Annotated in this window: 18 protein-coding genes; 12 read left to right on the top strand and 6 right to left on the bottom strand. The window is 70.7% G+C overall.

Going from position 1 to position 19978, the window contains the following annotated elements:
* Positions 1-183 precede the first annotated feature (183 nt).
* Together BSL84_RS09530 and pspAA are read left to right on the top strand one after the other, a co-directional pair.
* On the top strand, positions 184-978 hold the full coding sequence (locus BSL84_RS09530; protein WP_075970161.1) for a PspA/IM30 family protein: 795 nt from the start codon (positions 184-186) through the stop codon (positions 976-978).
* A 13-nt stretch (positions 979-991) separates the two neighbouring features.
* On the top strand, positions 992-1270 hold the full coding sequence (pspAA, locus tag BSL84_RS09525; protein ID WP_030031238.1) for a PspA-associated protein PspAA: 279 nt from the start codon (positions 992-994) through the stop codon (positions 1268-1270).
* 121 nt (positions 1271-1391) lie between these two features.
* Here pspAA and BSL84_RS09520 read toward each other — a convergent pair whose 3' ends face one another.
* The gene (locus BSL84_RS09520; RefSeq protein ID WP_075970160.1) at positions 1392-2189 is read right to left on the bottom strand and encodes a hypothetical protein; all 798 of its coding nucleotides are present in this window, start codon (positions 2187-2189) and stop codon (positions 1392-1394) included.
* Between the two features lie 70 nt (positions 2190-2259).
* On the opposite strand from BSL84_RS09520, the gene BSL84_RS09515 reads away from it, so the two are divergent.
* The 3 genes from BSL84_RS09515 (at position 2260) to BSL84_RS09505 (ending at position 7171) form a co-directional block, all read left to right on the top strand.
* Entirely contained in the window at positions 2260-3081 is an 822-nt protein-coding gene (locus BSL84_RS09515) for an adenosylcobinamide-GDP ribazoletransferase (protein ID WP_045323303.1), read from the top strand.
* Positions 3082-3149: 68 nt separating this feature from the next.
* The gene (locus tag BSL84_RS09510) at positions 3150-3896 is read left to right on the top strand and encodes a response regulator (protein WP_234308525.1); all 747 of its coding nucleotides are present in this window, start codon (positions 3150-3152) and stop codon (positions 3894-3896) included.
* 137 nt (positions 3897-4033) lie between these two features.
* The gene (locus BSL84_RS09505; protein ID WP_075970159.1) at positions 4034-7171 is read left to right on the top strand and encodes an efflux RND transporter permease subunit; all 3138 of its coding nucleotides are present in this window, start codon (positions 4034-4036) and stop codon (positions 7169-7171) included.
* Between the two features lie 123 nt (positions 7172-7294).
* Here the strand turns inward: BSL84_RS09505 and nadA are convergent, their stop codons facing one another.
* Entirely contained in the window at positions 7295-8482 is a 1188-nt protein-coding gene (gene nadA, locus BSL84_RS09500) for a quinolinate synthase NadA (protein ID WP_030029079.1), read from the bottom strand.
* 294 nt (positions 8483-8776) lie between these two features.
* On the opposite strand from nadA, the gene BSL84_RS09495 reads away from it, so the two are divergent.
* Positions 8777-9133 (top strand): HesB/IscA family protein, encoded by a 357-nt coding sequence (locus tag BSL84_RS09495; protein ID WP_030029080.1) that lies wholly within the window; start codon positions 8777-8779, stop codon positions 9131-9133.
* An 87-nt stretch (positions 9134-9220) separates the two neighbouring features.
* Here BSL84_RS09495 and BSL84_RS09490 read toward each other — a convergent pair whose 3' ends face one another.
* Both BSL84_RS09490 and BSL84_RS09485 read right to left on the bottom strand, forming a co-directional pair.
* Positions 9221-10678 (bottom strand): hypothetical protein, encoded by a 1458-nt coding sequence (locus BSL84_RS09490; protein ID WP_045323308.1) that lies wholly within the window; start codon positions 10676-10678, stop codon positions 9221-9223.
* Positions 10679-10767: 89 nt separating this feature from the next.
* Positions 10768-11007 (bottom strand): hypothetical protein, encoded by a 240-nt coding sequence (locus tag BSL84_RS09485; RefSeq protein WP_030036299.1) that lies wholly within the window; start codon positions 11005-11007, stop codon positions 10768-10770.
* Between the two features lie 131 nt (positions 11008-11138).
* On the opposite strand from BSL84_RS09485, the gene BSL84_RS09480 reads away from it, so the two are divergent.
* Positions 11139-12113, top strand: a complete 975-nt coding sequence (locus BSL84_RS09480; RefSeq protein ID WP_030036301.1) for a carbohydrate kinase family protein — start codon at positions 11139-11141, stop codon at positions 12111-12113.
* Positions 12114-12502: 389 nt separating this feature from the next.
* Here BSL84_RS09480 and BSL84_RS09475 read toward each other — a convergent pair whose 3' ends face one another.
* The gene (locus tag BSL84_RS09475) at positions 12503-13882 is read right to left on the bottom strand and encodes a cysteine desulfurase/sulfurtransferase TusA family protein (RefSeq protein ID WP_045323309.1); all 1380 of its coding nucleotides are present in this window, start codon (positions 13880-13882) and stop codon (positions 12503-12505) included.
* Between the two features lie 283 nt (positions 13883-14165).
* Here BSL84_RS09475 and coxB point away from each other — a divergent pair, with 283 nt between their 5' ends.
* The 4 genes from coxB (at position 14166) to BSL84_RS09455 (ending at position 18640) form a co-directional block, all read left to right on the top strand.
* The gene (gene coxB, locus BSL84_RS09470; protein WP_030036304.1) at positions 14166-15140 is read left to right on the top strand and encodes a cytochrome c oxidase subunit II; all 975 of its coding nucleotides are present in this window, start codon (positions 14166-14168) and stop codon (positions 15138-15140) included.
* Positions 15137-16867, top strand: a complete 1731-nt coding sequence (gene ctaD, locus BSL84_RS09465) for a cytochrome c oxidase subunit I (protein ID WP_030036306.1) — start codon at positions 15137-15139, stop codon at positions 16865-16867. The genes coxB and ctaD overlap by 4 nt, the downstream gene beginning before the upstream one ends.
* On the top strand, positions 16864-17262 hold the full coding sequence (locus tag BSL84_RS09460; RefSeq protein ID WP_030036308.1) for a cytochrome c oxidase subunit 4: 399 nt from the start codon (positions 16864-16866) through the stop codon (positions 17260-17262). Before ctaD ends, BSL84_RS09460 begins: the two co-directional genes overlap by 4 nt.
* Before the next feature lie 133 nt (positions 17263-17395).
* Entirely contained in the window at positions 17396-18640 is a 1245-nt protein-coding gene (locus BSL84_RS09455; RefSeq protein ID WP_030036310.1) for a L,D-transpeptidase, read from the top strand.
* A 56-nt stretch (positions 18641-18696) separates the two neighbouring features.
* On the opposite strand, the gene BSL84_RS09450 is transcribed toward BSL84_RS09455, so the two are convergent.
* Positions 18697-19101: a hypothetical protein gene (locus tag BSL84_RS09450; RefSeq protein ID WP_030036312.1), complete on the bottom strand. Its 405-nt coding sequence runs from the start codon at positions 19099-19101 to the stop codon at positions 18697-18699.
* A gap of 199 nt (positions 19102-19300) precedes the next feature.
* Here BSL84_RS09450 and BSL84_RS09445 point away from each other — a divergent pair, with 199 nt between their 5' ends.
* Positions 19301-19921, top strand: a complete 621-nt coding sequence (locus tag BSL84_RS09445; RefSeq protein ID WP_030036314.1) for a cytochrome c oxidase subunit 3 — start codon at positions 19301-19303, stop codon at positions 19919-19921.
* Positions 19922-19978: the final 57 nt, after the last annotated feature.

Raw genomic sequence — 19978 nt, 5'->3', positions numbered from 1 at the left:
GGCCACCCCTCCGCGCGGTCGGGGACCCACCTACTCCTCACGCCTGACACGGCGGAGGCGTAGTCGTCCTGGAGGAGGAGCGCATCCGTCCTCGAACAGTGCGGTAATGGAGACAGGGCCCGTACTGTGGGTCCTGTCGGTGACCTGGAGCACAGTCCGTCTAGAAGGGGGCGCGCGAAGCCCATGAGCGGTGTCATGAAGCGTATGGGGATGATCTTCCGCGCGAAGGCGAACAAGGCCCTTGACCGGGCCGAGGACCCGCGCGAAACCCTCGACTACTCGTACCAGAAGCAGCTCGAACTGCTGCAGAAGGTGCGGCGCGGCGTCGCCGACGTGGCGACCTCCCGCAAGCGCCTCGAACTGCAGCTGAACCAGCTGCAGGGCCAGTCCGCCAAGCTGGAGGACCAGGGCCGCAAGGCCCTCGCCCTGGGCCGCGAGGACCTGGCGCGCGAGGCCCTGTCCCGCCGCGCCTCGCTGCAGCAGCAGGTGAGCGACCTGGAGGTGCAGCACCAGACCCTCCAGGGCGAGGAGGAGAAGCTGACGCTGGCCGCACAGCGCCTCCAGGCCAAGGTGGACGCCTTCCGCACGAAGAAGGAGACCATCAAGGCCACCTACACCGCGGCGCAGGCCCAGACCCGGATCGCGGAGTCGTTCTCCGGCATCTCCGAGGAGATGAGCGACGTCGGCCTGGCCATCCAGCGGGCCGAGGACAAGACCGCCCAGCTGCAGGCCCGCGCCGGCGCGATCGACGAGCTGCTGGCCTCCGGCGCGCTCGACGACCAGAGCGGCCTCGGCTCCAAGGACGACATCCAGGCCGAGCTGGACCGCCTGTCGGGCGGTACGGACGTGGAGCTGGAGCTCCAGCGGATGAAGGCGGAGCTGGCCGGCGGCCCGTCCGCGCAGCAGCAGGCCATCGAAGGCGGCGCCCAGGGCGACGCCCAGCAGCCGCAGAGCCGGCACCGCTTCGACAAGCAGTAGGACGGGGCCCGTCATGATCGTCCGCATCATGGGGGAAGGCCAGGTGGAGGTGGCCGACGGCCACCTTCCCGAGCTGAACAGGCTTGACGACGAACTGCTCGCGGAGATGGAGTCCGGTGACGAGGCGGGCTTCCGGCGGACGCTGGGTGCGCTCCTCGACGCCGTACGGCGGCTGGGTACGCCGCTGCCGGACGACGCGCTGGAACCGTCCGAGCTGATCCTGCCGGCGCCCGACGCGAGCCTGGAGGAGGTCAGGGAGATGCTCAGCGACGACGGCCTGATCCCGGGCTGAGCAGCAGACGGACCCGAGACCGGTTGCCGACACCGCGGCGGGCCCTTCCCCGGGCAGGGGGAGGGCCCGCCGTCGCGTACCGGGCTCGCGGCCGCGCGTACCGGGCTCGCGGCCCGCGCCTTCACTCCCGCGGCTCGGGCGGCTTCTCCAGAGGCAGCGGCGGCTTCTCCATGGACACCGGCCGCGGATCCGGGGCGCCACCGATGAACTCCTCGAACCTGCGCCGACGCCGCGTCCAGCGCCGGTCGTGGTGGAACGCCCGCAGCCCCGCCCTGGCCCGGGCGCGCGGCCGGTTCGCATAGAACCGCTTCGCGTACGGGGAGCCGGGCCGGGCCAGCCGGATCGCGCCGACCAGTGCCACGAAGGGGATGACGACACCGAACAGCGCGGTGCGCGCCTTGCCCTTCCACAGGGCGATCAGGGCCAGGCAGAAGTTGCCGGCCGCGTTCATCACCACCAGACCGCGGCTCTGACGCTCCTCGGGCGTCAGGTCGTTCACCCCGAACGGCACGAACCCGCCCAGGACCAGGGCCACCACCGCGGCCGTCACGACGACGATCTCCACGCTCTTGCGGCCCTGCTCGCTCCAGTAGACGTCGTCGAGGTGCAGGATCAGCGCGAACTCGTCCAGGACCAGGCCGGCGCCCAGACCGAAGATCACGGCCGAGAGGGCCGATCCGAAGCCGTGCTGGGCGCTGCCGATCGCACCGAAACCGCCGATGATCACGAGGATCACGCCCGGCACCACGTGGTGGATGTGCAGGCCGCCCGGAGTGACGTTCTTGAAGGGGCCGCGGCCGGCCCGGATCATGCGGGTGATCACACGGGTGACCAGGAACGACGTCACGAAGGACAGCAGGGCGAGCAGCATGGGCAGCTTCCCCGGCTCAAGGATGTTCCGATACCACCAGTGACCCATCCCACTGACTCCCTGTTTGGACGGTAATGGGTAATTTACCGCCCACTCCGAGCGGGTAGCGTTCGCGCCGATGACAGATTCGTTCGACGATCCGCTCCCCACGCCGCCCACGGAACGCGCCTCGTTCCGCGACGGCGTGCGCTTCGCCTTCGGCACCCTCACCGTGCTGCCGGCCCGCATCACGCGCTGGGACCGCCCCGCGGCCCGCACCGGAATGGCCTGCGCCCCGCTCGCCGGACTGGCCGTCGGCGTGCTCGCGGCCGCCCCCGGCGTACTGCTCCTGCTGCTCGGCGCCGGTCCCCTGCTGGCCGCCGCCGTCACCGCCGCCGTACCGGCCGCCCTGACCCGCGGCCTGCACCTGGACGGACTGGCCGACACCGCCGACGGGCTGGGCAGCGCCAAACCGGCGGACGAGGCCCTGCGCGTCATGAAGAAGTCCGACATCGGACCCTTCGGCGTGATCGCCCTGGTCGTCGTCCTGCTCGTGCAGACGGCCGCCCTCGGCGAGATCTACGCCGACAGCTGGATCCGCGGCGCGCTCGCCGCCGTCACCGCCGCCGTCACGGCCCGCCTCGCCATGACCCTGGCCTCCCGCGAAGGCGTCCCGGCCGCCCGCCCCGAAGGGCTCGGAGCCGCGGTCGCCGGTGTCGTCCCCCGCCCCGCGGCCGCCGCCCTCGCCATCCTCGTCGCCGCGGCCGCCGCGGCCGCCGCCCTCCCGGCGGGCCTGCCCGCCGCAGCCCGGTCCGCGGCGGCGGTCCTCGCGGCCCTGCTCGCCGCGGAGGTGCTGCTGCGCCGCTGCGTACGCCGCTTCGACGGGGTCACCGGCGACGTGTTCGGCGCCCTCGCCGAGGTGGCCGCCACCGCCGCCCTCGTCGTCCTCGCCCTCGGCTGAGGACCGTCCTGCCCGCCGGCGCCACCGGGGCCGCCAGAGCCGCCGGCGGGCCCGCGTACCCTCACCCCGTGGACCACACTCCGACGGACCTGCCCCCCGCGACGCCCACCGGGCCCGGCGCGCCCATCAAGGTGCTGCTCGCCGACGACCAGGCCCTGCTGCGCAGCGCCTTCCGGGTATTGGTGGACTCCGAGCCCGACATGGAGGTCGTCGGGGAGGCCGCCGACGGGGCGCAGGCCTTCGCCGTCGCCCGGCGGGAGCGGCCCGACGTCGTACTGATGGACATCCGGATGCCCGGCACCGACGGTCTCGCCGCCACCCGGATGATCAGTGCCGACCCCGAACTCGCCGCCGTGCGCGTGGTGATGCTGACCACCTTCGAGGTCGACGAGTACGTGGTCTCGGCCCTGCGGGCGGGCGCCTCCGGCTTCCTCGGCAAGGGCGCCGAGCCCGACGAGCTGCTCAACGCAATCCGCGTCGCCGCCGCCGGCGAGGCCCTGCTCTCGCCGACCGCCACCAAGGGGCTCATCGCCACCTTCCTCGCCCAGGGCGGCGGCGCCGACCCGGCCGCGGCCGGCGCCGCGGCCGGGATCCACGCGGAACGGCTCGCCGCGCTGACCGTCCGGGAGCGCGAGGTCCTCGTACACGTCGCCGCGGGCCTGTCCAACGACGCCATCGCCGCCCGGCTGGAGGTCAGCCCCCTCACCGTCAAGACGCACGTGAACCGGGCCATGGCCAAGCTCGGCGCCCGCGACAGGGCGCAACTGGTGGTCATCGCCTACGAATCGGGACTCGTCCGGCCCCGCGTGGAGTAGCCGCGGAGTAGTACCGCGTACTACGGACGCGGTATGCCGCACATAAGGACAGGACCTGCGAGCGACGAAACCGGCCGCCGCCGTGGGACAGGGTGGGAGTGCCCTCGCGTTCGTCACTGCAGAGAGATCCCATACCCATGTCGTGGCTGTCCCGCTTCAGCCTTGCCCAAAGGGCGTTGGTCGGCCTCGTGTCGATCGTCGCGCTCCTCTTCGGCGCCATAGCCATCCCGCAGCTCAAGCAGCAGCTGCTGCCCTCCATCGAACTCCCGATGGTGTCCGTGCTCGCGCCGTACCAGGGCGCCTCGCCCGACGTGGTGGAGAAGCAGGTCGTCGAGCCGATCGAGGCCATGCTCAAGGGCGTCGACGGCATCACCGGCATCACCTCCACCGCCAGCGAGGGCAACGCCCTCATCATGGCCACCTTCGACTACGGCGACAGCGGCACCAAGCAGCTCGTCGCCGACGTCCAGCAGGCCGTCAACAGGGCCCGCGTCCGGCTGCCCGCCGACGTGGACCCGCAGGTCGTGGCCGGCTCCACCGACGACATCCCGACGGTCATCCTCGCCGTCACCTCCGACAAGGACCAGCAGGCGCTCGCCGACCAGCTGGAGAAGTCCGTCGTGCCCGTCCTGTCGGACATCGAGGGCGTCGGCCAGGTCAGCGTCGACGGCGTCCAGGAGCTCCAGGTCACCGTGACCCCGGACGACGCCAAGCTCGCCGCCGCCGGTCTCGACGGCGCCGCCCTCGCACAGGGCCTCCAGGCGGGCGGCGCCGCCGTCCCCGCCGGCTCCTTCGACGAGGCGGGCAAGAACCGCACCGTCCGCGTGGGCAACGGCTTCACCTCGCTCGCCCAGGTCGAGGACCTGCGGCTGAGCCCCGGCCCGGGCAGGCCCGCGGTCCGCCTCGGCGACGTCGCCACCGTCAAGCAGGAGCCGGCCAAGGCCGTCTCCATCACCCGCACCAACGGCAAGCCCAGCCTCGCCCTCGTCCTCACCATGGACAAGGACGGCAGCGCCGTCGCCATCTCCGACGCCGTCAAGGACAAGCTGCCCGAGCTGCGTTCCACGCTCGGCTCCGGCGCCGACCTGACCGTCGTCAGCGACCAGGGCCCGGCCGTGGCGAAGTCCATCTCCAGCCTCACCACCGAGGGCATGCTCGGCCTGCTCTTCGCGGTGATCGTGATCCTGGTCTTCCTGGCCTCGCTGCGCTCGACGCTGGTCACCGCGGTGTCCATCCCGCTGTCCGTGGTCCTCGCGCTCATCGTGCTGTGGACCCGCGACCTGTCGCTCAACATGCTGACCCTCGGCGCGCTGACCATCGCCATCGGCCGCGTCGTCGACGACTCGATCGTGGTCCTGGAGAACATCAAGCGCCACCTCGGCTACGGCGAGGAGCGGGAGGCCGCGATCATCGCCGCGGTCAGGGAGGTCGCCGGCGCGGTCACCTCCTCCACCCTCACCACCGTCGCCGTGTTCCTGCCCATCGGCCTCACCGGTGGCATGATCGGCGAGCTCTTCGGGTCCTTCTCGCTCACCGTCACCGCGGCCCTGCTGGCGTCGCTGCTGGTCTCCCTGACGGTCGTTCCGGTCCTGTCGTACTGGTTCCTCAGCGCCCCCAAGGGCATCACCGCCGGGGACGCCGAGAGCGCCGCGAAGGTCCGGCGCGAGGCCGAGGAGAAGGAGTCCCGCAGCCGCCTCCAGCGCGCCTACGTCCGCGTCCTGGGCTTCGCCACCCGGCGCCGCCTGACCAGTGTGGCCATCGCGGTGGTCGTCCTCCTCGGCACCCTCGGCATGACGCCGATGCTGAAGACCAACTTCTTCGACCAGGGCGAGCAGGACCTGCTGACGGTCAAGCAGGAACTGGCCCCCGGCACCTCGCTGGCCGCCGCCGACGAGGCGAGCCGCAAGGTCGAGAAGGTCCTCGGCTCTGTCGACGGCGTCAAGAGCTACCAGGTCACCGTCGGCTCCTCCGGCTTCCTCGCGGCCTTCGGCGGCGGCACCGGCTCCAACCAGGCCTCGTACCAGGTCACGCTCGCGGACGCCGGCGACGGCGAGGCCGTGAAGAAGCGGATCGAGGACCAGCTGGCCGCCCTCGACGGCATCGGCGAGACCCGCATCGCCGCGGGCGACGCCTTCGGCAGCCAGAACCTCAGCGTGGTCGTCAAGGCCGGCGACGGCGAGGTCCTCGCCAAGGCCGCCGAGCAGGTCCGCGCCGAGGTGGCCAAGCTCGACAACGTCACCGACGTGCAGAGCGACCTGTCGCAGTCCGTGCCCCGGATCTCGGTGACCGCCACCCCCAAGGCGGCGGAGGCGGGCCTGAACCAGGCCGCGCTCGGCGCACTCGTCGCCCAGGCCGTCCGCGGGAACCCGGCGGGCAAGGCCGTACTGGACGACACCGAGCGGGACATCGTCATCCGGTCCGCGCAACCGGCCACCACCCTCGCCGAACTGCAGGCGCTCCCGGTCGGCCCGGTCAGGCTCGGCGACATCGCCGAGGTCAAGGAGGTCCCCGGCCCGGTCGCGATGACCCGGATCGACGGCGCCCGCGCCGCGACCGTCACCGCGCGCCCGCAGGGCGACAACACGGGCGCGGTCAGCGCCGAGCTCCAGACGAAGCTCAAGGCCCTGGACCTGCCCGCGGGAGCGACCGCCTCCATCGGCGGCGTCTCCGAGGACCAGGACGAGGCGTTCGGCTCGCTCGGCCTCGCCATGCTCGCGGCCATCGCGATCGTGTTCATGCTGCTGGTGGCGACCTTCCGCTCGCTCGTCCAGCCGCTGATCCTGCTGGTCTCCATCCCGTTCGCGGCGACCGGAGCGCTCGGCCTGCTCCTCGTCACCGGCACCCCGATGGGCGTCCCGGCGATGATCGGCATGCTGATGCTCATCGGCATCGTCGTGACGAACGCGATCGTCCTGATCGACCTCGTCAACCAGTACCGCGCCCAGGGCCTCGGCGTCGTCGAGGCGGTCGTCGAGGGCGGCCGGCACCGTCTGCGGCCGATCCTCATGACGGCCCTGGCGACGATCTTCGCGCTGCTGCCGATGGCGCTGGGCGTCACCGGCGAGGGCGGCTTCATCTCGCAGCCGCTCGCGGTCGTGGTGATCGGCGGCCTGGTCAGCTCGACCCTGCTCACGCTGCTCCTGGTGCCGACCCTCTACACGATGGTGGAGCTGCGCAAGGAGCGCCGCCGGGCCAAGCGCTCCGCGAAGCGCGCCGCCCGCCTGACGGTGGTCCCGCCGCAGGAGCCGGCGGAGGAGTCCCCGGCCAAGGTCTGACCGGTGGCGCGGGCCCCTCGGGGCCCGCGCCGTCCGGCGGCCGCAACACGAAGAACCGGAGCGCGAAGAAGGGGCGCCCCCGCCTGGGGGCGCCCCTTCTTCGCGTGTCCCGCTCCCTACCGGCTACGGGAGGGCGAGCATGCGCTCCAGCGCGAGCTTCGCGAAGCTCTCGGTCTCCTTGTCGACCTGGATCTGGTTGACGAGGGTGCCCTCGGCCAGGGACTCCAGCGTCCACACCAGGTGCGGGAGGTCGATGCGGTTCATCGTCGAGCAGAAGCAGACCGTCTTGTCGAGGAAGACGACTTCCTTGTCCTCGGCGGCGAATCGGTTCGCCAGGCGGCGGACGAGGTTCAGCTCGGTGCCGATGGCCCACTTGGAGCCGGCCGGGGCCGCCTCCAGCGCCTTGATGATGTACTCCGTCGAGCCGACGTAGTCCGCGGCGGCCACGACCTCGTGCTTGCACTCGGGGTGGACCAGGACGTTCACGCCGGGGATGCGGGCGCGGACGTCGTTGACCGAGTCGACCGAGAACCGGCCGTGGACCGAGCAGTGCCCCCGCCACAGGATCATCTTGGCGTCGCGCAGCTGCTCGGCGGTCAGGCCGCCGTTCGGCTTGTGCGGGTTGTAGAGCACGCAGTCGTCCAGGGACATGCCCATGTCGCGGACGGCCGTGTTGCGGCCCAGGTGCTGGTCCGGGAGGAAGAGCACCTTCTCGCCCTGCTCGAACGCCCACTCCAGGGCCTTCTTCGCGTTGGACGAGGTGCAGATCGTGCCGCCGTGCTTGCCGGTGAAGGCCTTGATGTCGGCGGAGGAGTTCATGTACGAGACGGGGACCGTCGAGCCGGCCACGCCCGCCTCGGTCAGCACGTCCCAGCACTCCGCGACCTGCTCGGCGGTGGCCATGTCGGCCATCGAGCAGCCGGCGGCCAGGTCCGGCAGGACCACCTTCTGGTCGTCCGAGGTCAGGATGTCCGCGGACTCGGCCATGAAGTGGACGCCGCAGAAGACGATGTACTCGGCCTCCGGCTTGGCGGCCGCGTCCTTGGCCAGCTTGAAGGAGTCACCGGTGACGTCGGCGAACTCGATGACCTCGTCACGCTGGTAGTGGTGGCCGAGGATGAAGACCTTGTCCCCGAGCTTCTCCTTGGCCGCGCGGGCGCGCTCCACGAGATCCGGGTCCGACGGCGAGGGCAGGTCGCCGGGGCACTCCACCCCGCGCTCGCTCTTGGGGTCGGCCTCACGGCCGAGCAGCAGCAGGGCAAGGGGCGTCGGCTGGACGTCCAACGGCTGGGCGGTGGTCACGACACGCACCCTTTCTGTTCTGCGACGAGGGATTTAAGGATCATCGCTTCGACACTTCTCGTCTACTTGACGCTATCTATCATAACCGGTTCACGTCAGTTTGACGATGCCGATAGTGTCAATGTGACGCATCAGCACTCGATTCGCCGGGCCCGGGCCCGCGCGCGGTGTGCGAGCATGAATATCTGAAACAAGCGTCGGGTCCCGGAATGAATCCGCGGTCCCGCTCGTTGCCACCGACGGCAAGAGTCCGACGTTTCCCCGCCCCCGGCGGGGAGCCGCCCACTTCGGGAGTGAATGCAGATGTCCGTACAGGACGACAAGACCACTGTGAGCGACGGCATCCTCCTGTCCGACGCCGCCGCCGAGAAGGTCAGGACCCTGCTGGAGCAGGAAGGCCGCGATGACCTGGCGCTCCGCGTCGCCGTCCAGCCCGGCGGCTGCTCCGGCCTGCGCTACCAGCTCTTCTTCGACGAGCGCTCCCTCGACGGCGACGTCGTGAAGGACTTCGACGGTGTGAAGGTCGTCACGGACCGCATGAGCGCCCCGTACCTGGGCGGCGCCTCCATCGACTTCGTCGACACCATCGAGAAGCAGGGCTTCACGATCGACAACCCCAACGCCACGGGCTCCTGCGCCTGCGGCGACTCGTTCAGCTAAGCCTGGACCACCCGCACGGCGAGGGCCCGTCCCCGGTCGCTACCGACCGGGGACGGGCCCTCGCCCGTCTCCGCCCCCCAGGGGCCGCTACTGCCGGGGCAGCGGCTTGCCCGTCGTGGCGTCCAGCACCTTCCGGTCGCCGAGCGGCTCCTTCAGGGTCACCGACAGGGACCGCTCCTCCGCCAGCATGATGCAGGCCTGACCGGGCTTGTTCGGAGTGTCCGTGATCTTCACCATGACCGACTCCGCCTGCTCCCGCGCCTCCACGGCGTAGGTGCTGCACACGCTGCCCCAGAAGTTCACCGTCAGCTTCCGGTCATCCTCCTTGTAGGAGAAGCCGGGCACCGTACGGCCGTCCTTCGGGCCCGGCGTGCCCTGCTCCGCCGACGCCGGCTCGGCCACCGTGTGGCCGGGCCCGCCGCTCCGGCCCGCCACCTCGAACAGCCACGCCGGGACCAGGCCCCGCGCCCCCTCGACCGTCCCCGGGGCCAGTCCGAGCACCGCGCCCTTCACCGTCTCCGTACGCGGCGGCTTCATGGGCCGCGGCTCCGGATTGCACGGCACCGTGTCCGTGGCCCCCGCCACGGCATCCCCCGCGGCGGTGTCCGCCGCCGGCGGCACCGCGCTCGCACAGCCGCTGGGCTCGGGGCTGCCGCCCTGGCCGCCCGACCGCGCGTTCAGCCGGGCCAGCGCCTCCACGGCCCCGACCACCGGCTGATCGGCGGCCTTCACCGGCGCCTTCAGCTCGCCGCTGCCGCCGACCACCGAGCCGTCGGCGCCCACGCTCACCTTGGTGGACCAGCCCTGCGTGGGCAGCCCGCCCACCACCGGGTCCGCGGTCACCACCCGTACCGATCCCTGGGTGAGCCGCGCGTCCAGCTTCGCGCCGCCCTGCCCCAGGGCGGCCAGCACCGGGCCCGCGGCGGCCTTGGCCGCCTCCTCGGACACCGGCTTGCCGCTCCCTCCCGCACCGCCCCCGTCGCGGGGCAGGGTGGCCGGGCCGCAGGTGTCCTTGCCCCGTACGCAGTCGTCCCCGGCGCCGCTGCCCGCGCCGTCGCCGCCCGCCTGGAAGCGGTTGAAGTTCCAGGTGCCAGGCGCCGTACGGGCCACCGTCAGGCGCGGCCCGGAGCCGTCGGCGGCCTCCCCGGCCAGCCAGACGTCCCCCTCCAGCCGTGGCGTCCCCGAGATGCCCAGAGCCGCCGCGAGCCGGGCCACGTCGGCCTCCGCGACCTCACCGGTCACGCGGTAGGCGGGCGCCGCCGCCGGGGCCTCGGGCAGCTTCACGTCGGCCCGGTAGACCACGCCCGAGCCCGACGGGTCGGGCTCCCCGGGCGCGATGCCCGGACCGGAGGGTTCTCCCGCGTCACGGGGCGCGGAGGCCGCGCTGTCGCCCGTACGCCGGGCCGCGGCGCCGTCGCCCTGGGCCGCGGACGCCCAGTAGGCGGTACCGCCGCCCGCCAGGAGGACGGCGGCCGCGATCGAGCCGACGACCCACGCGGGCCGCCGTCGTGTGCCGCTTGTCGTGCCGGGTTCTTCGCTGGTCACCGCATCGCTCCTTCACTGGTCCCGCAGTGCCTGATGCGGGTGTGACGGAACAGGGGCGCCGCCGGTTCCCCCGGCCTCGGCCAGGTCCCCTACAGGTCTCCGTAGGCGGCGGTGGAGGCGATCAGCCGCGCCGAGGCGGCCGGCACCCGTACCCCGTGGATCTGCGAGGGCGCCACCCGGACCGGCCGGGGACCCTCCTCGACGCCCCAGTGCGGGGCCATCCGGGCGCAGTCCCCGAGCAGGCGGGCGAAACCGGGCCGTCCCGGCCCTTCCGCCGCGCGCCCCTGAGCGGTGTACTCGCAGTAGCCGTAACCGTCGGTATAGGTCATGGAGGCACCGTAGACATCGGAGCTCTCGCGAAGAAAGACCTACTAAGGGGTAGTTTCCGGGGTTCGGCCAGGAGCCACTTACCGGGTAGTTTTGACTGTCCCTCGCCGTCCTCAGCAGGAGCGTCCACGCCGTGCGCATCGCAGTCACCGGCTCCATCGCCACCGACCACCTCATGACCTTCCCCGGCCGTTTCGCCGACCAGCTGGTCGCCGACCAGCTGCACACGGTCTCCCTCTCCTTCCTCGTCGACAACCTCGACGTCCGGCGGGGCGGTGTCGGCCCGAACATCTGCTTCGGCATGGGCCAGCTCGGCAGCCGCCCGATCCTCGTCGGCGCCGCGGGATCCGACTTCGACGAGTACCGCGCCTGGCTGGAGCGCCACGGCGTCGACACCGACTCCGTCCGCATCTCCGAGGTGCTGCACACCGCGCGCTTCGTGTGCACCACGGACTCCGACCACAACCAGATCGGCTCCTTCTACACGGGCGCGATGAGCGAGGCCCGCCTGATCGAGCTGAAGTCCGTGGCCGACCGCGTCGGCGGGCTCGACCTCGTCCTCATCGGCGCGGACGACCCCGAGGCGATGCTGCGCCACACGGAGGAGTGCCGGACGCGGGGGATCCCCTTCGCCGCCGACTTCTCGCAGCAGATCGCCCGCATGGACGGCGAGAACATCCGCACCCTGATGGAGGGCGCGACCTACCTCTTCTCGAACGAGTACGAGAAGGGCCTCATCGAGTCCAAGTCCGGCTGGTCGGACGAGGAGATCCTCTCCAAGGTCGGCACCCGCGTGACCACGCTGGGCTCCAGCGGCGTCAAGATCGAGCGGGCCGGCGAGGACACGATCGTCGTGGGCTGCCCCGAGGAGAACGCCAAGGTCGACCCGACCGGTGTCGGTGACGCCTTCCGCGCCGGATTCCTGACCGGGCTCGCCTGGGGCGTCGGCCTGGAGCGCGCGGCGCAGGTCGGCTGCATGCTCGCCACCCTGGTGATCGAGACGCTGGGCACGCAGGAGTACACCCTGGCCCGTGCCCACTTCATGGAGCGCTTCACCAAGGCCTACGGCGAGGACGCGGCGGCGGAGGTCCGTGCCCACCTGGCGTGACGCCGCCTTCCGGGGCGGGGCGGTTCTTTCTCCCCGCCCCGCCCTTTCTCCGTTTCCCGGGCTGCGCCCGGCCCCTTCCGGGGCTGCGCCCGGCCCCTTCCGGGGCTGCGCCCGGTCCCTTCCCGGCTGCGCCGGCAAGTCCAGCCTCGCCGGCGTTTGAGGCGCGGGGTCTGGGGCGGCGCCCCAGGAAACCCGGCTCCGCCGGGCACCGGGCTCTGCCCGGACCCGCGCCTCAAACGCCGGCGAGGCTGGATTTGTTGCCGGCGCAGCCGGGAAGAGGCGGGGCCGGGAACGGGCGAGGCTGGAGTTGTTGCCGGCGCAGCCGGGAAGAGGCGGGGCCGGGAACGGGCGAGGCTGGGGTTGCCGGTGCAGCCGGGTGGGTGTGGGAGTTACGACTGGCGGCGGACCGTGTAGGCGGTGCCGGTGGGGCGGGGGGACTCGCCCAGGTAGTCGTGGCCCCGCATCGCGCACCACGCCGGGATGTCCAGCCGCGCCACCTCGTCGTCCGACAGGACGGTCACCGTGCCGCCCACCGGGACCCGGGTGATGGCCCGGGCCAGCTCGATCACCGGCTGGGGGCACCGCAGGCCGAGCGCGTCGAGCTCCAGGGAGTCCGCCTCCGGAGCCGCCGCCGGTGCCTCCGCCACGCCGAGCCGCTCCCGTACGCCCGCCACCGCACCCGGCAGCACCTCAAGGAAGGCGTTGACCTCCTCGGCGCGGGTGCCCGGAGGCAGGGAGACCCGTACGTTCCCCTCCGACAGCACCCCCATCGCCCGCAGCACGTGACTGGGGGTCAGCGTAGAGCTGGTGCAGGAGGAGCCCGAGGAGACCGAGAAGCCCGCCCGGTCCAGCTCGTGCAGCAGTGCCTCCCCGTCGACGTACAGACAGGAGAAGGTGACCAGGTGCGGCAGCCGCCGGTCCGCGTCGCCGACCACCTCCACGTCCGGGACCAGCCGCACCACGCGCCGCCGGATCCGGTCCACCAGGACCCGCAGCCGGGCCGCCTCAGCGTCCGCCTCCGCCCGTACGGCCCGCAGCGAGGCCGCCGCCGCCACGATCGCGGGAAGGTTCACGAAGCCGGGGGAGCGGCCCGACTCCCTTTCGTCCGCCGGGCCTTGGGGCGAGTAGCGCACCCCCTTGCGGACCGCCAGCAGCCCCACCCCGGGCGGGCCGCCCCATTTGTGCGCACTCGCCGCCAGGACCGACCAGGCGCCCTCCACCGGACCCCAGCCCAGCGACTGCGCCGCGTCCACCAGCAGCGGCACCCCGGCCGCCCCGCACACCTCGGCGACCTCGGCCACCGGCTGCACCGTGCCCACCTCGTGGTTGGCCGACTGCAGGCAGGCCAGGGCCGTCGCCGGGAGCAGCGCTTCCGCGTACCCGGGGGCGGACACCGCGCCGAACCGGTCCACCGGGACCTCGCTGACGCTTCCGCCGTGCGCCTCGTGCGCCGCCGCCGCGTGGAGTACAGAACTGTGTTCGACCGCCGATACGACCAGATGGCCGCCGACGCGCCGGCGCCCGGCGAGGACGCCCGCGACGCCCGCGTGAACAGCGTGCGTCCCCGAAGGAGTGAACGCGAGCTCGTCGGCACGGCATCCCACCGCCTCCGCGGCGGCCTCCCGCGCGGCGTCCAGCAGCAGCCGGGCGCGCCTGCCCTCCCGGTACAGCCGGGCCGGATCGGCCCAGCCCTCGTCCAGGGAGGCCTGCAACGCCTGCCGGGCCACGGGGTGCAGGGGAGCGGCGGACGCGCTGTCGAAGTACGGCATCCGGCCACGCTAACGCCGACCCCGCCGCGTTCGAGGTCAGGGGGCGTCAGATGCGCCCCGGAGCGCGCCGTTCAGGGCCTTGTCCACCGTCCCCCGTACGGCGGATCCATCCCTTCGGGGACAGTAGCGGCGCGTTGGGCACCCTCCCCGCGCGACCCCAAATAGCGTCCAGTAGGGTTTGGTCCGCATAAACATCCAAACCCCTGCCTGCGTCAGGGCCGGCGACCGACCCGAACACGGCCGCGGCCGGCCGCGCGGGCCGAGACTCTCGGGAAGGCGCTACGTGAGTCCCTACGGCTCCGACCGCTCGCCGCGGCGCCCGATGCGGCGGAAGCTGCTGCAGGCGCTGACTGCGGGCGTGGTCCTGGCGACCGCCACTGGTTGCTCGTATACATGGAAAGACTTTCCCCGCCTCGGAATGCCGACCCCGGTAACCGAGGAGGCGCCGCGCATCCTCTCCCTGTGGCAGGGATCCTGGGCGGCCGCGCTCGTCACGGGCATCCTGGTGTGGGGCCTGATCATCTGGAGCGTCATCTTCCACCGGCGCAGCCGGACGAAGATCGAGGTCCCCGCGCAGACCCGGTACAACATGCCCATCGAGGCGCTGTACACCGTGGTCCCGCTCATCATCGTCTCGGTGCTCTTCTACTTCACCGCGCGTGACGAGTCGAAGCTCCTCGCCCTCACCCCGAAGCCGGCGCACACGATCAACGTGATCGGCTTCCAGTGGAGCTGGGGCTTCAACTACATCGAGAACGTCGACGGCGACGCGGCGACCCCGAAGGCCGGAGCGGTTCCCAAGGAGCTCGCCTCCATCCCGGACCGCTTCACCAAGGACTTCCCGGCGGGCGCCGAGGGCGTCTACGAGAAGGGCGTCCCGAGCGACCGGAACCCGCAGACGGGCAACCCGGGTCCGACCCTGGTCCTCCCCAAGGGTGAGAAGGTCCGCTTCATCCTGTCGTCCAACGACGTCATCCACTCCTTCTGGGTGGTCCCCTTCCTGTTCAAGCAGGACGTCATCCCGGGCCACACCAACGTCTTCGAGGTCGTCCCGAGCCAAGAGGGCACCTTCATGGGCAAGTGCGCCGAGCTCTGCGGCGTCGACCACTCCCGGATGCTCTTCAACGTCAAGGTCGTCTCCCCCGAGGCGTACAAGGCGTACCTGAAGGAGCTGGCGGAGAAGGGTCAGACCGGCTTCCTCCCCGCCGGCATCCAGCAGACCGACCCGGCCCGGAATGCGGAAGTGAACAAACTGTGAGCATCCTCAACGAATCCCAGGGTGCCGCCGCAGCCGACTCGTACGAGAACGAGCTGCCGGTGCGGCGCAAGCAGCCGGGCAACGTGGTCGTGAAGTGGCTCACCACCACCGACCACAAGACCATCGGCACGATGTACCTGGTCACCTCGTTCGTGTTCTTCCTCATCGGCGGTCTGCTCGCGCTCTTCATGCGTGCCGAGCTGGCCCGTCCGGGCACGCAGATCATGTCGAACGAGCAGTTCAACCAGGCGTTCACCATGCATGGCACGATCATGCTGCTGATGTTCGCCACCCCGCTGTTCGCGGGCTTCGCCAACTGGATCATGCCGCTGCAGATCGGCGCGCCCGACGTGGCGTTCCCGCGGCTGAACATGTTCGCGTACTGGCTGTACCTCTTCGGCTCGACCATCGCGGTGGCCGGCTTCGTGACGCCGAACGGCGCCGCCGACTTCGGCTGGTTCGCCTACTCCCCGCTGTCGGACGCGGTCCGCTCGCCGGGCATCGGCGCCGACATGTGGATCATGGGTCTGGCCTTCTCCGGCTTCGGCACGATCCTCGGCTCGGTCAACTTCATCACCACGATCATCTGCATGCGCGCTCCGGGCATGACGATGTTCCGCATGCCGATCTTCACCTGGAACGTGCTGCTGACCGGTGTCCTGGTCCTGCTCGCCTTCCCGGTGCTGGCCGCCGCGCTCTTCGCGCTGGAGGCCGACCGCAAGTTCGGCTCGCACATCTTCGACGCCGCCAACGGTGGCGCCCTGCTGTGGCAGCACCTCTTCTGGTTCTTCGGACACCCAGAGGTGTACATCATCGCGCTGCCGTTCTTCGGCATCGTCTCCGAGATCATCCCGGTCTTCTCGCGCAAGCCGATGTTCGGTTACATCGGCCTGATCGCCGCGACGATCGCGATCGCCGGCCTCTCGGTGACCGTGTGGGCCCACCACATGTACGTCACCGGCGGTGTGCTGCTGCCCTTCTTCTCCTTCATGACCTTCCTGATCGCGGTACCGACCGGTGTGAAGTTCTTCAACTGGATCGGCACCATGTGGAAGGGCTCGCTGTCCTTCGAGACCCCGATGCTCTGGACGATCGGCTTCCTGGTCACCTTCACCTTCGGTGGTCTGACCGGCGTCATCCTGGCCTCGCCCCCGATGGACTTCCACGTCTCCGACTCGTACTTCGTCGTCGCGCACTTCCACTACGTCGTCTTCGGCACCGTGGTGTTCGCGATGTTCGCCGGCTTCCACTTCTGGTGGCCGAAGTTCACGGGCAAGATGCTGGACGAGCGTCTGGGCAAGATCACCTTCTGGACGCTGTTCATCGGCTTCCACGGCACCTTCCTGGTGCAGCACTGGCTGGGCGCCGAGGGCATGCCGCGTCGTTACGCGGACTACCTCGCGGCCGACGGCTTCACCACGCTGAACACGATCTCCACGATCAGCTCCTTCGTGCTGGGCCTGTCGATGCTGCCGTTCATGTACAACGTCTGGAAGACGGCCAAGTACGGCAAGAAGATCGAGGTCGACGACCCGTGGGGCTACGGCCGTTCGCTCGAATGGGCGACGTCCTGCCCGCCGCCGCGGCACAACTTCCTCACGCTGCCGCGCATCCGTAGCGAGTCGCCCGCCTTCGACCTCCACCACCCGGAGATCGCGGCGCTCGACCACCTTGAGGACCACGGCGCCAAGGCGGCCGTCACCGGTGGCAAGGAGGCCGGCAAGTGAAGATCCAGGGCAAGATGTTCCTCTGGCTCTCCCTCTTCATCCTGATCATGGCCGTCGTGTACGGCGTGTGGTCGAAGGAGCCCGTCGGAACCACCGCGCTCTTCCTGGCCTTCGGCCTGAGCGTCATGATCGGCTACTACCTGGCCTTCACGGCCAAGCGCGTGGACGAGATGGCCCAGGACAACCTGGAGGCCGACGTCGCCGACGAGGCGGGCGAGCTGGGGTTCTTCTCCCCGCACAGCTGGCAGCCGCTCTCGCTCGGCATCGGCGGTGCGCTCGCCTTCATGGGCGTCATCTTCGGCTGGTGGCTCATGTACTTCTCGGCCCCGATCATCCTGATCGGCCTGTGGGGCTGGGTGTACGAGTACTACCGCGGTGAGAACGCGAACCAGTAGGCACACAAGCGGTACCCGCGCGGCCCCGGCCGCGCACCACGTGGGGCCCGGACACCTCTTCGGAGGAGTCCGGGCCCCTCGTTTGCAGTCACCCCGCGCGCCGTAATTGTCATATCTTCATAGCGTTGGCCTCATGAAGCACTCACCGCGTCTTTGGACGGTACTCAGCTGCTCCCTGCTGGTCGCGTCCCTCGGGGCCGGCGCCACCGCATGCGGGTCCGGCGACAACCCGCTGTCAGCCCGCCCGGTCGACGCGGGCGATCAGGTCGCCTTCAACCAGACCGCAGGCAGCCGCCCCGTCGACCCCAACCGGCCCCTGGAGATCACCGCCAAGGCCAAGGGCAGCCGGATCACCGACGTCATGGCCGTCGACACCCGCGGCCGCCGCCTGGCGGGCGAACTCAGCGCGAAGGGGGACCGCTGGCACAGCACCGCCCCCATGGCCGCAGGCGTCCGCTACACCGTCACCGTGAGCACGGAGGACGAACGGGGCACGCCAGGCCGGCGCACGATGGCCTTCGACACCACACCGTCCAAAGGGGTCCTGAAGGTCGAATTCGGCCCGGAGGAGGGCAAGTACGGCGTCGGACAGCCCATCACCGCCGAACTCAACGAGCCCGTCAAGGACAAGGCCGCCCGCGCCGTCGTCGAGCGCGGTCTGGTCGTCGACATCCCGCCCGGGGTCGAGGGCGCATGGCACTGGGTCGACGACAAGAACCTGCACTACCGCCCGAAGGACTACTGGCCCGCCAACACCACCGTCTCCGTACGGAGCAACCTGGAGGGCATCAAGATCACCGACGAGCTCCACGGAGCCGCCGCCAAGCCGCTGAAGCTGGAGATCGGCGACCGCGTCGAGGTCACCACCGACGCCGCCTCGCACTGGCTCACCTTCAAGCGCAACGGCGAAGTGATCAATTCCATCCCGGTCACCACCGGCAAGCCCGGGTTCTCCACCCGCAACGGCATCAAGGTGGTGCTGGGGAAGCAGTACTACGTACAGATGCGCGGGGACACCGTCGGCATCGGCGGCAGCGAGTACTACAACCTGCCCGTCTACTACGCCACACGCGTCACCTGGAGTGGTGAATACGTCCACGCCGCACCGTGGTCCGTCGGCTCCCACGGATATGCGAACGTCAGCCACGGCTGCACCGGCATGAGCACCGGCAACGCCGCCTGGTTCTACGAGAACATCACCGAGGGCGACATCGTCGAAGTGATCAACAGCATCGGCGACGACATGGACATCTTCGGCAACGGGTTCGGAGACTGGAACATGGACTGGAAGGACTGGCGCGAGGGCAGCGCCCTCCTCAAGGGCACCCGGGAAGGCCGCAGCCACATCGACCAGGCCCGCCTCAGGCCCACCGTCTGAAGCCCGGGCGTACAGGGCCCCCGGACCCGGTCCGGGGGCCCTGCCGCGGGCGGCGGTCAGGCCGCCGAGGAGGACAGCCGGGCGCGCAGCAGGGCCGCCAGGGCGTCCGCGAACTCCACCGGATCCACCGGAAGGGTCACAGCGGCGTCGGCGCGGCTCCACGTGGCCAGCCAGGCGTCCTGCGGGCGCCCCATCAGCAGCAGCACCGGGGGACACCGGAAGATCTCGTCCTTGATCTGCCGGCACACACCCATGCCCCCGGCCGGAACCGCCTCGCCGTCCAGCACGCACACGTCGACGCCGCCCGCGTCCAGCTCCGACAGGACCGCCGGCAGGGTCGCGCACTCCAGGAACTCCACCGGCGGCAGATCCGCGGCCGGGCGGCGGCCCGCCGCCAGTCTCACCTGCTCCCGGGTGCCCGCGTCGTCGCTGTAGACCAGAACCCGCGCAGTCGCCCGCATATCGATCCTCCACGTGTCCCATGAATCACGTTGATGTTGCGCGGGATGCTACTCCTCCCGCCGCTCCGTCAACATCGGTTCGGACATGTGCGCGAGGCCGTTCGGAGAGGTGATCTGATGGGCCGTTCGGGCCTTGCACACGCCCCTGACACTCCGAACGGCACCCCCCGGGGTGAGGGCGGGATAAGCGACCGACATAATGTCGGTCGTGGCGACAGCAACGACAGTAGATACCGGGCACGCGCACCCGACGGTCAACCGGCCGAACCTCGTCAGCGTCGGAACCATCATCTGGTTGAGTTCCGAGCTGATGTTCTTCGCGGCCCTCTTCGCGATGTACTTCACCCTGCGATCCGTGACGGGTCCCGAGTACTGGACAGAGCAGGCCTCGGCCTTGAACCTGCCCTTCTCGGCGACGAACACCACGATCCTGGTGCTTTCCTCCCTCACCTGCCAGCTCGGCGTCTTCGCCGCCGAGCGCGGTGACGTGAAGAAGCTCCGGACGTGGTTCATCATCACGTTCGTCATGGGTGCGATCTTCATTGGCGGCCAGGTGTTCGAGTACACCGAGCTGGTCAAGCACGAGGGCATGAGCCTCTCGTCCGGTCCGTACGGCTCGGTCTTCTACCTGACCACCGGCTTCCACGGTCTGCACGTGACGGGCGGTCTCATCGCCTTCCTGCTGGTCCTCGGCCGGACGTACGCGGCCAAGAGGTTCACCCACGAACAGGCCACGTCGGCCATCGTCGTGTCCTACTACTGGCACTTCGTCGATGTCGTCTGGATCGGCCTCTTCGCCACGATCTACCTGATCAAGTAGCGAACACGTCACCGGGTCCGACCCGGCACTCCATCCAGACACACCGACGCAGAAGAT

Origin of the sequence: Streptomyces sp. TN58, from assembly GCF_001941845.1 — a bacterium.
Classification (GTDB): Bacteria; Actinomycetota; Actinomycetes; order Streptomycetales; family Streptomycetaceae; genus Streptomyces.
The sequence above is the reverse complement of the archived record's forward strand: the minus strand, read 5'-3'. Positions and strand labels throughout refer to the sequence as shown.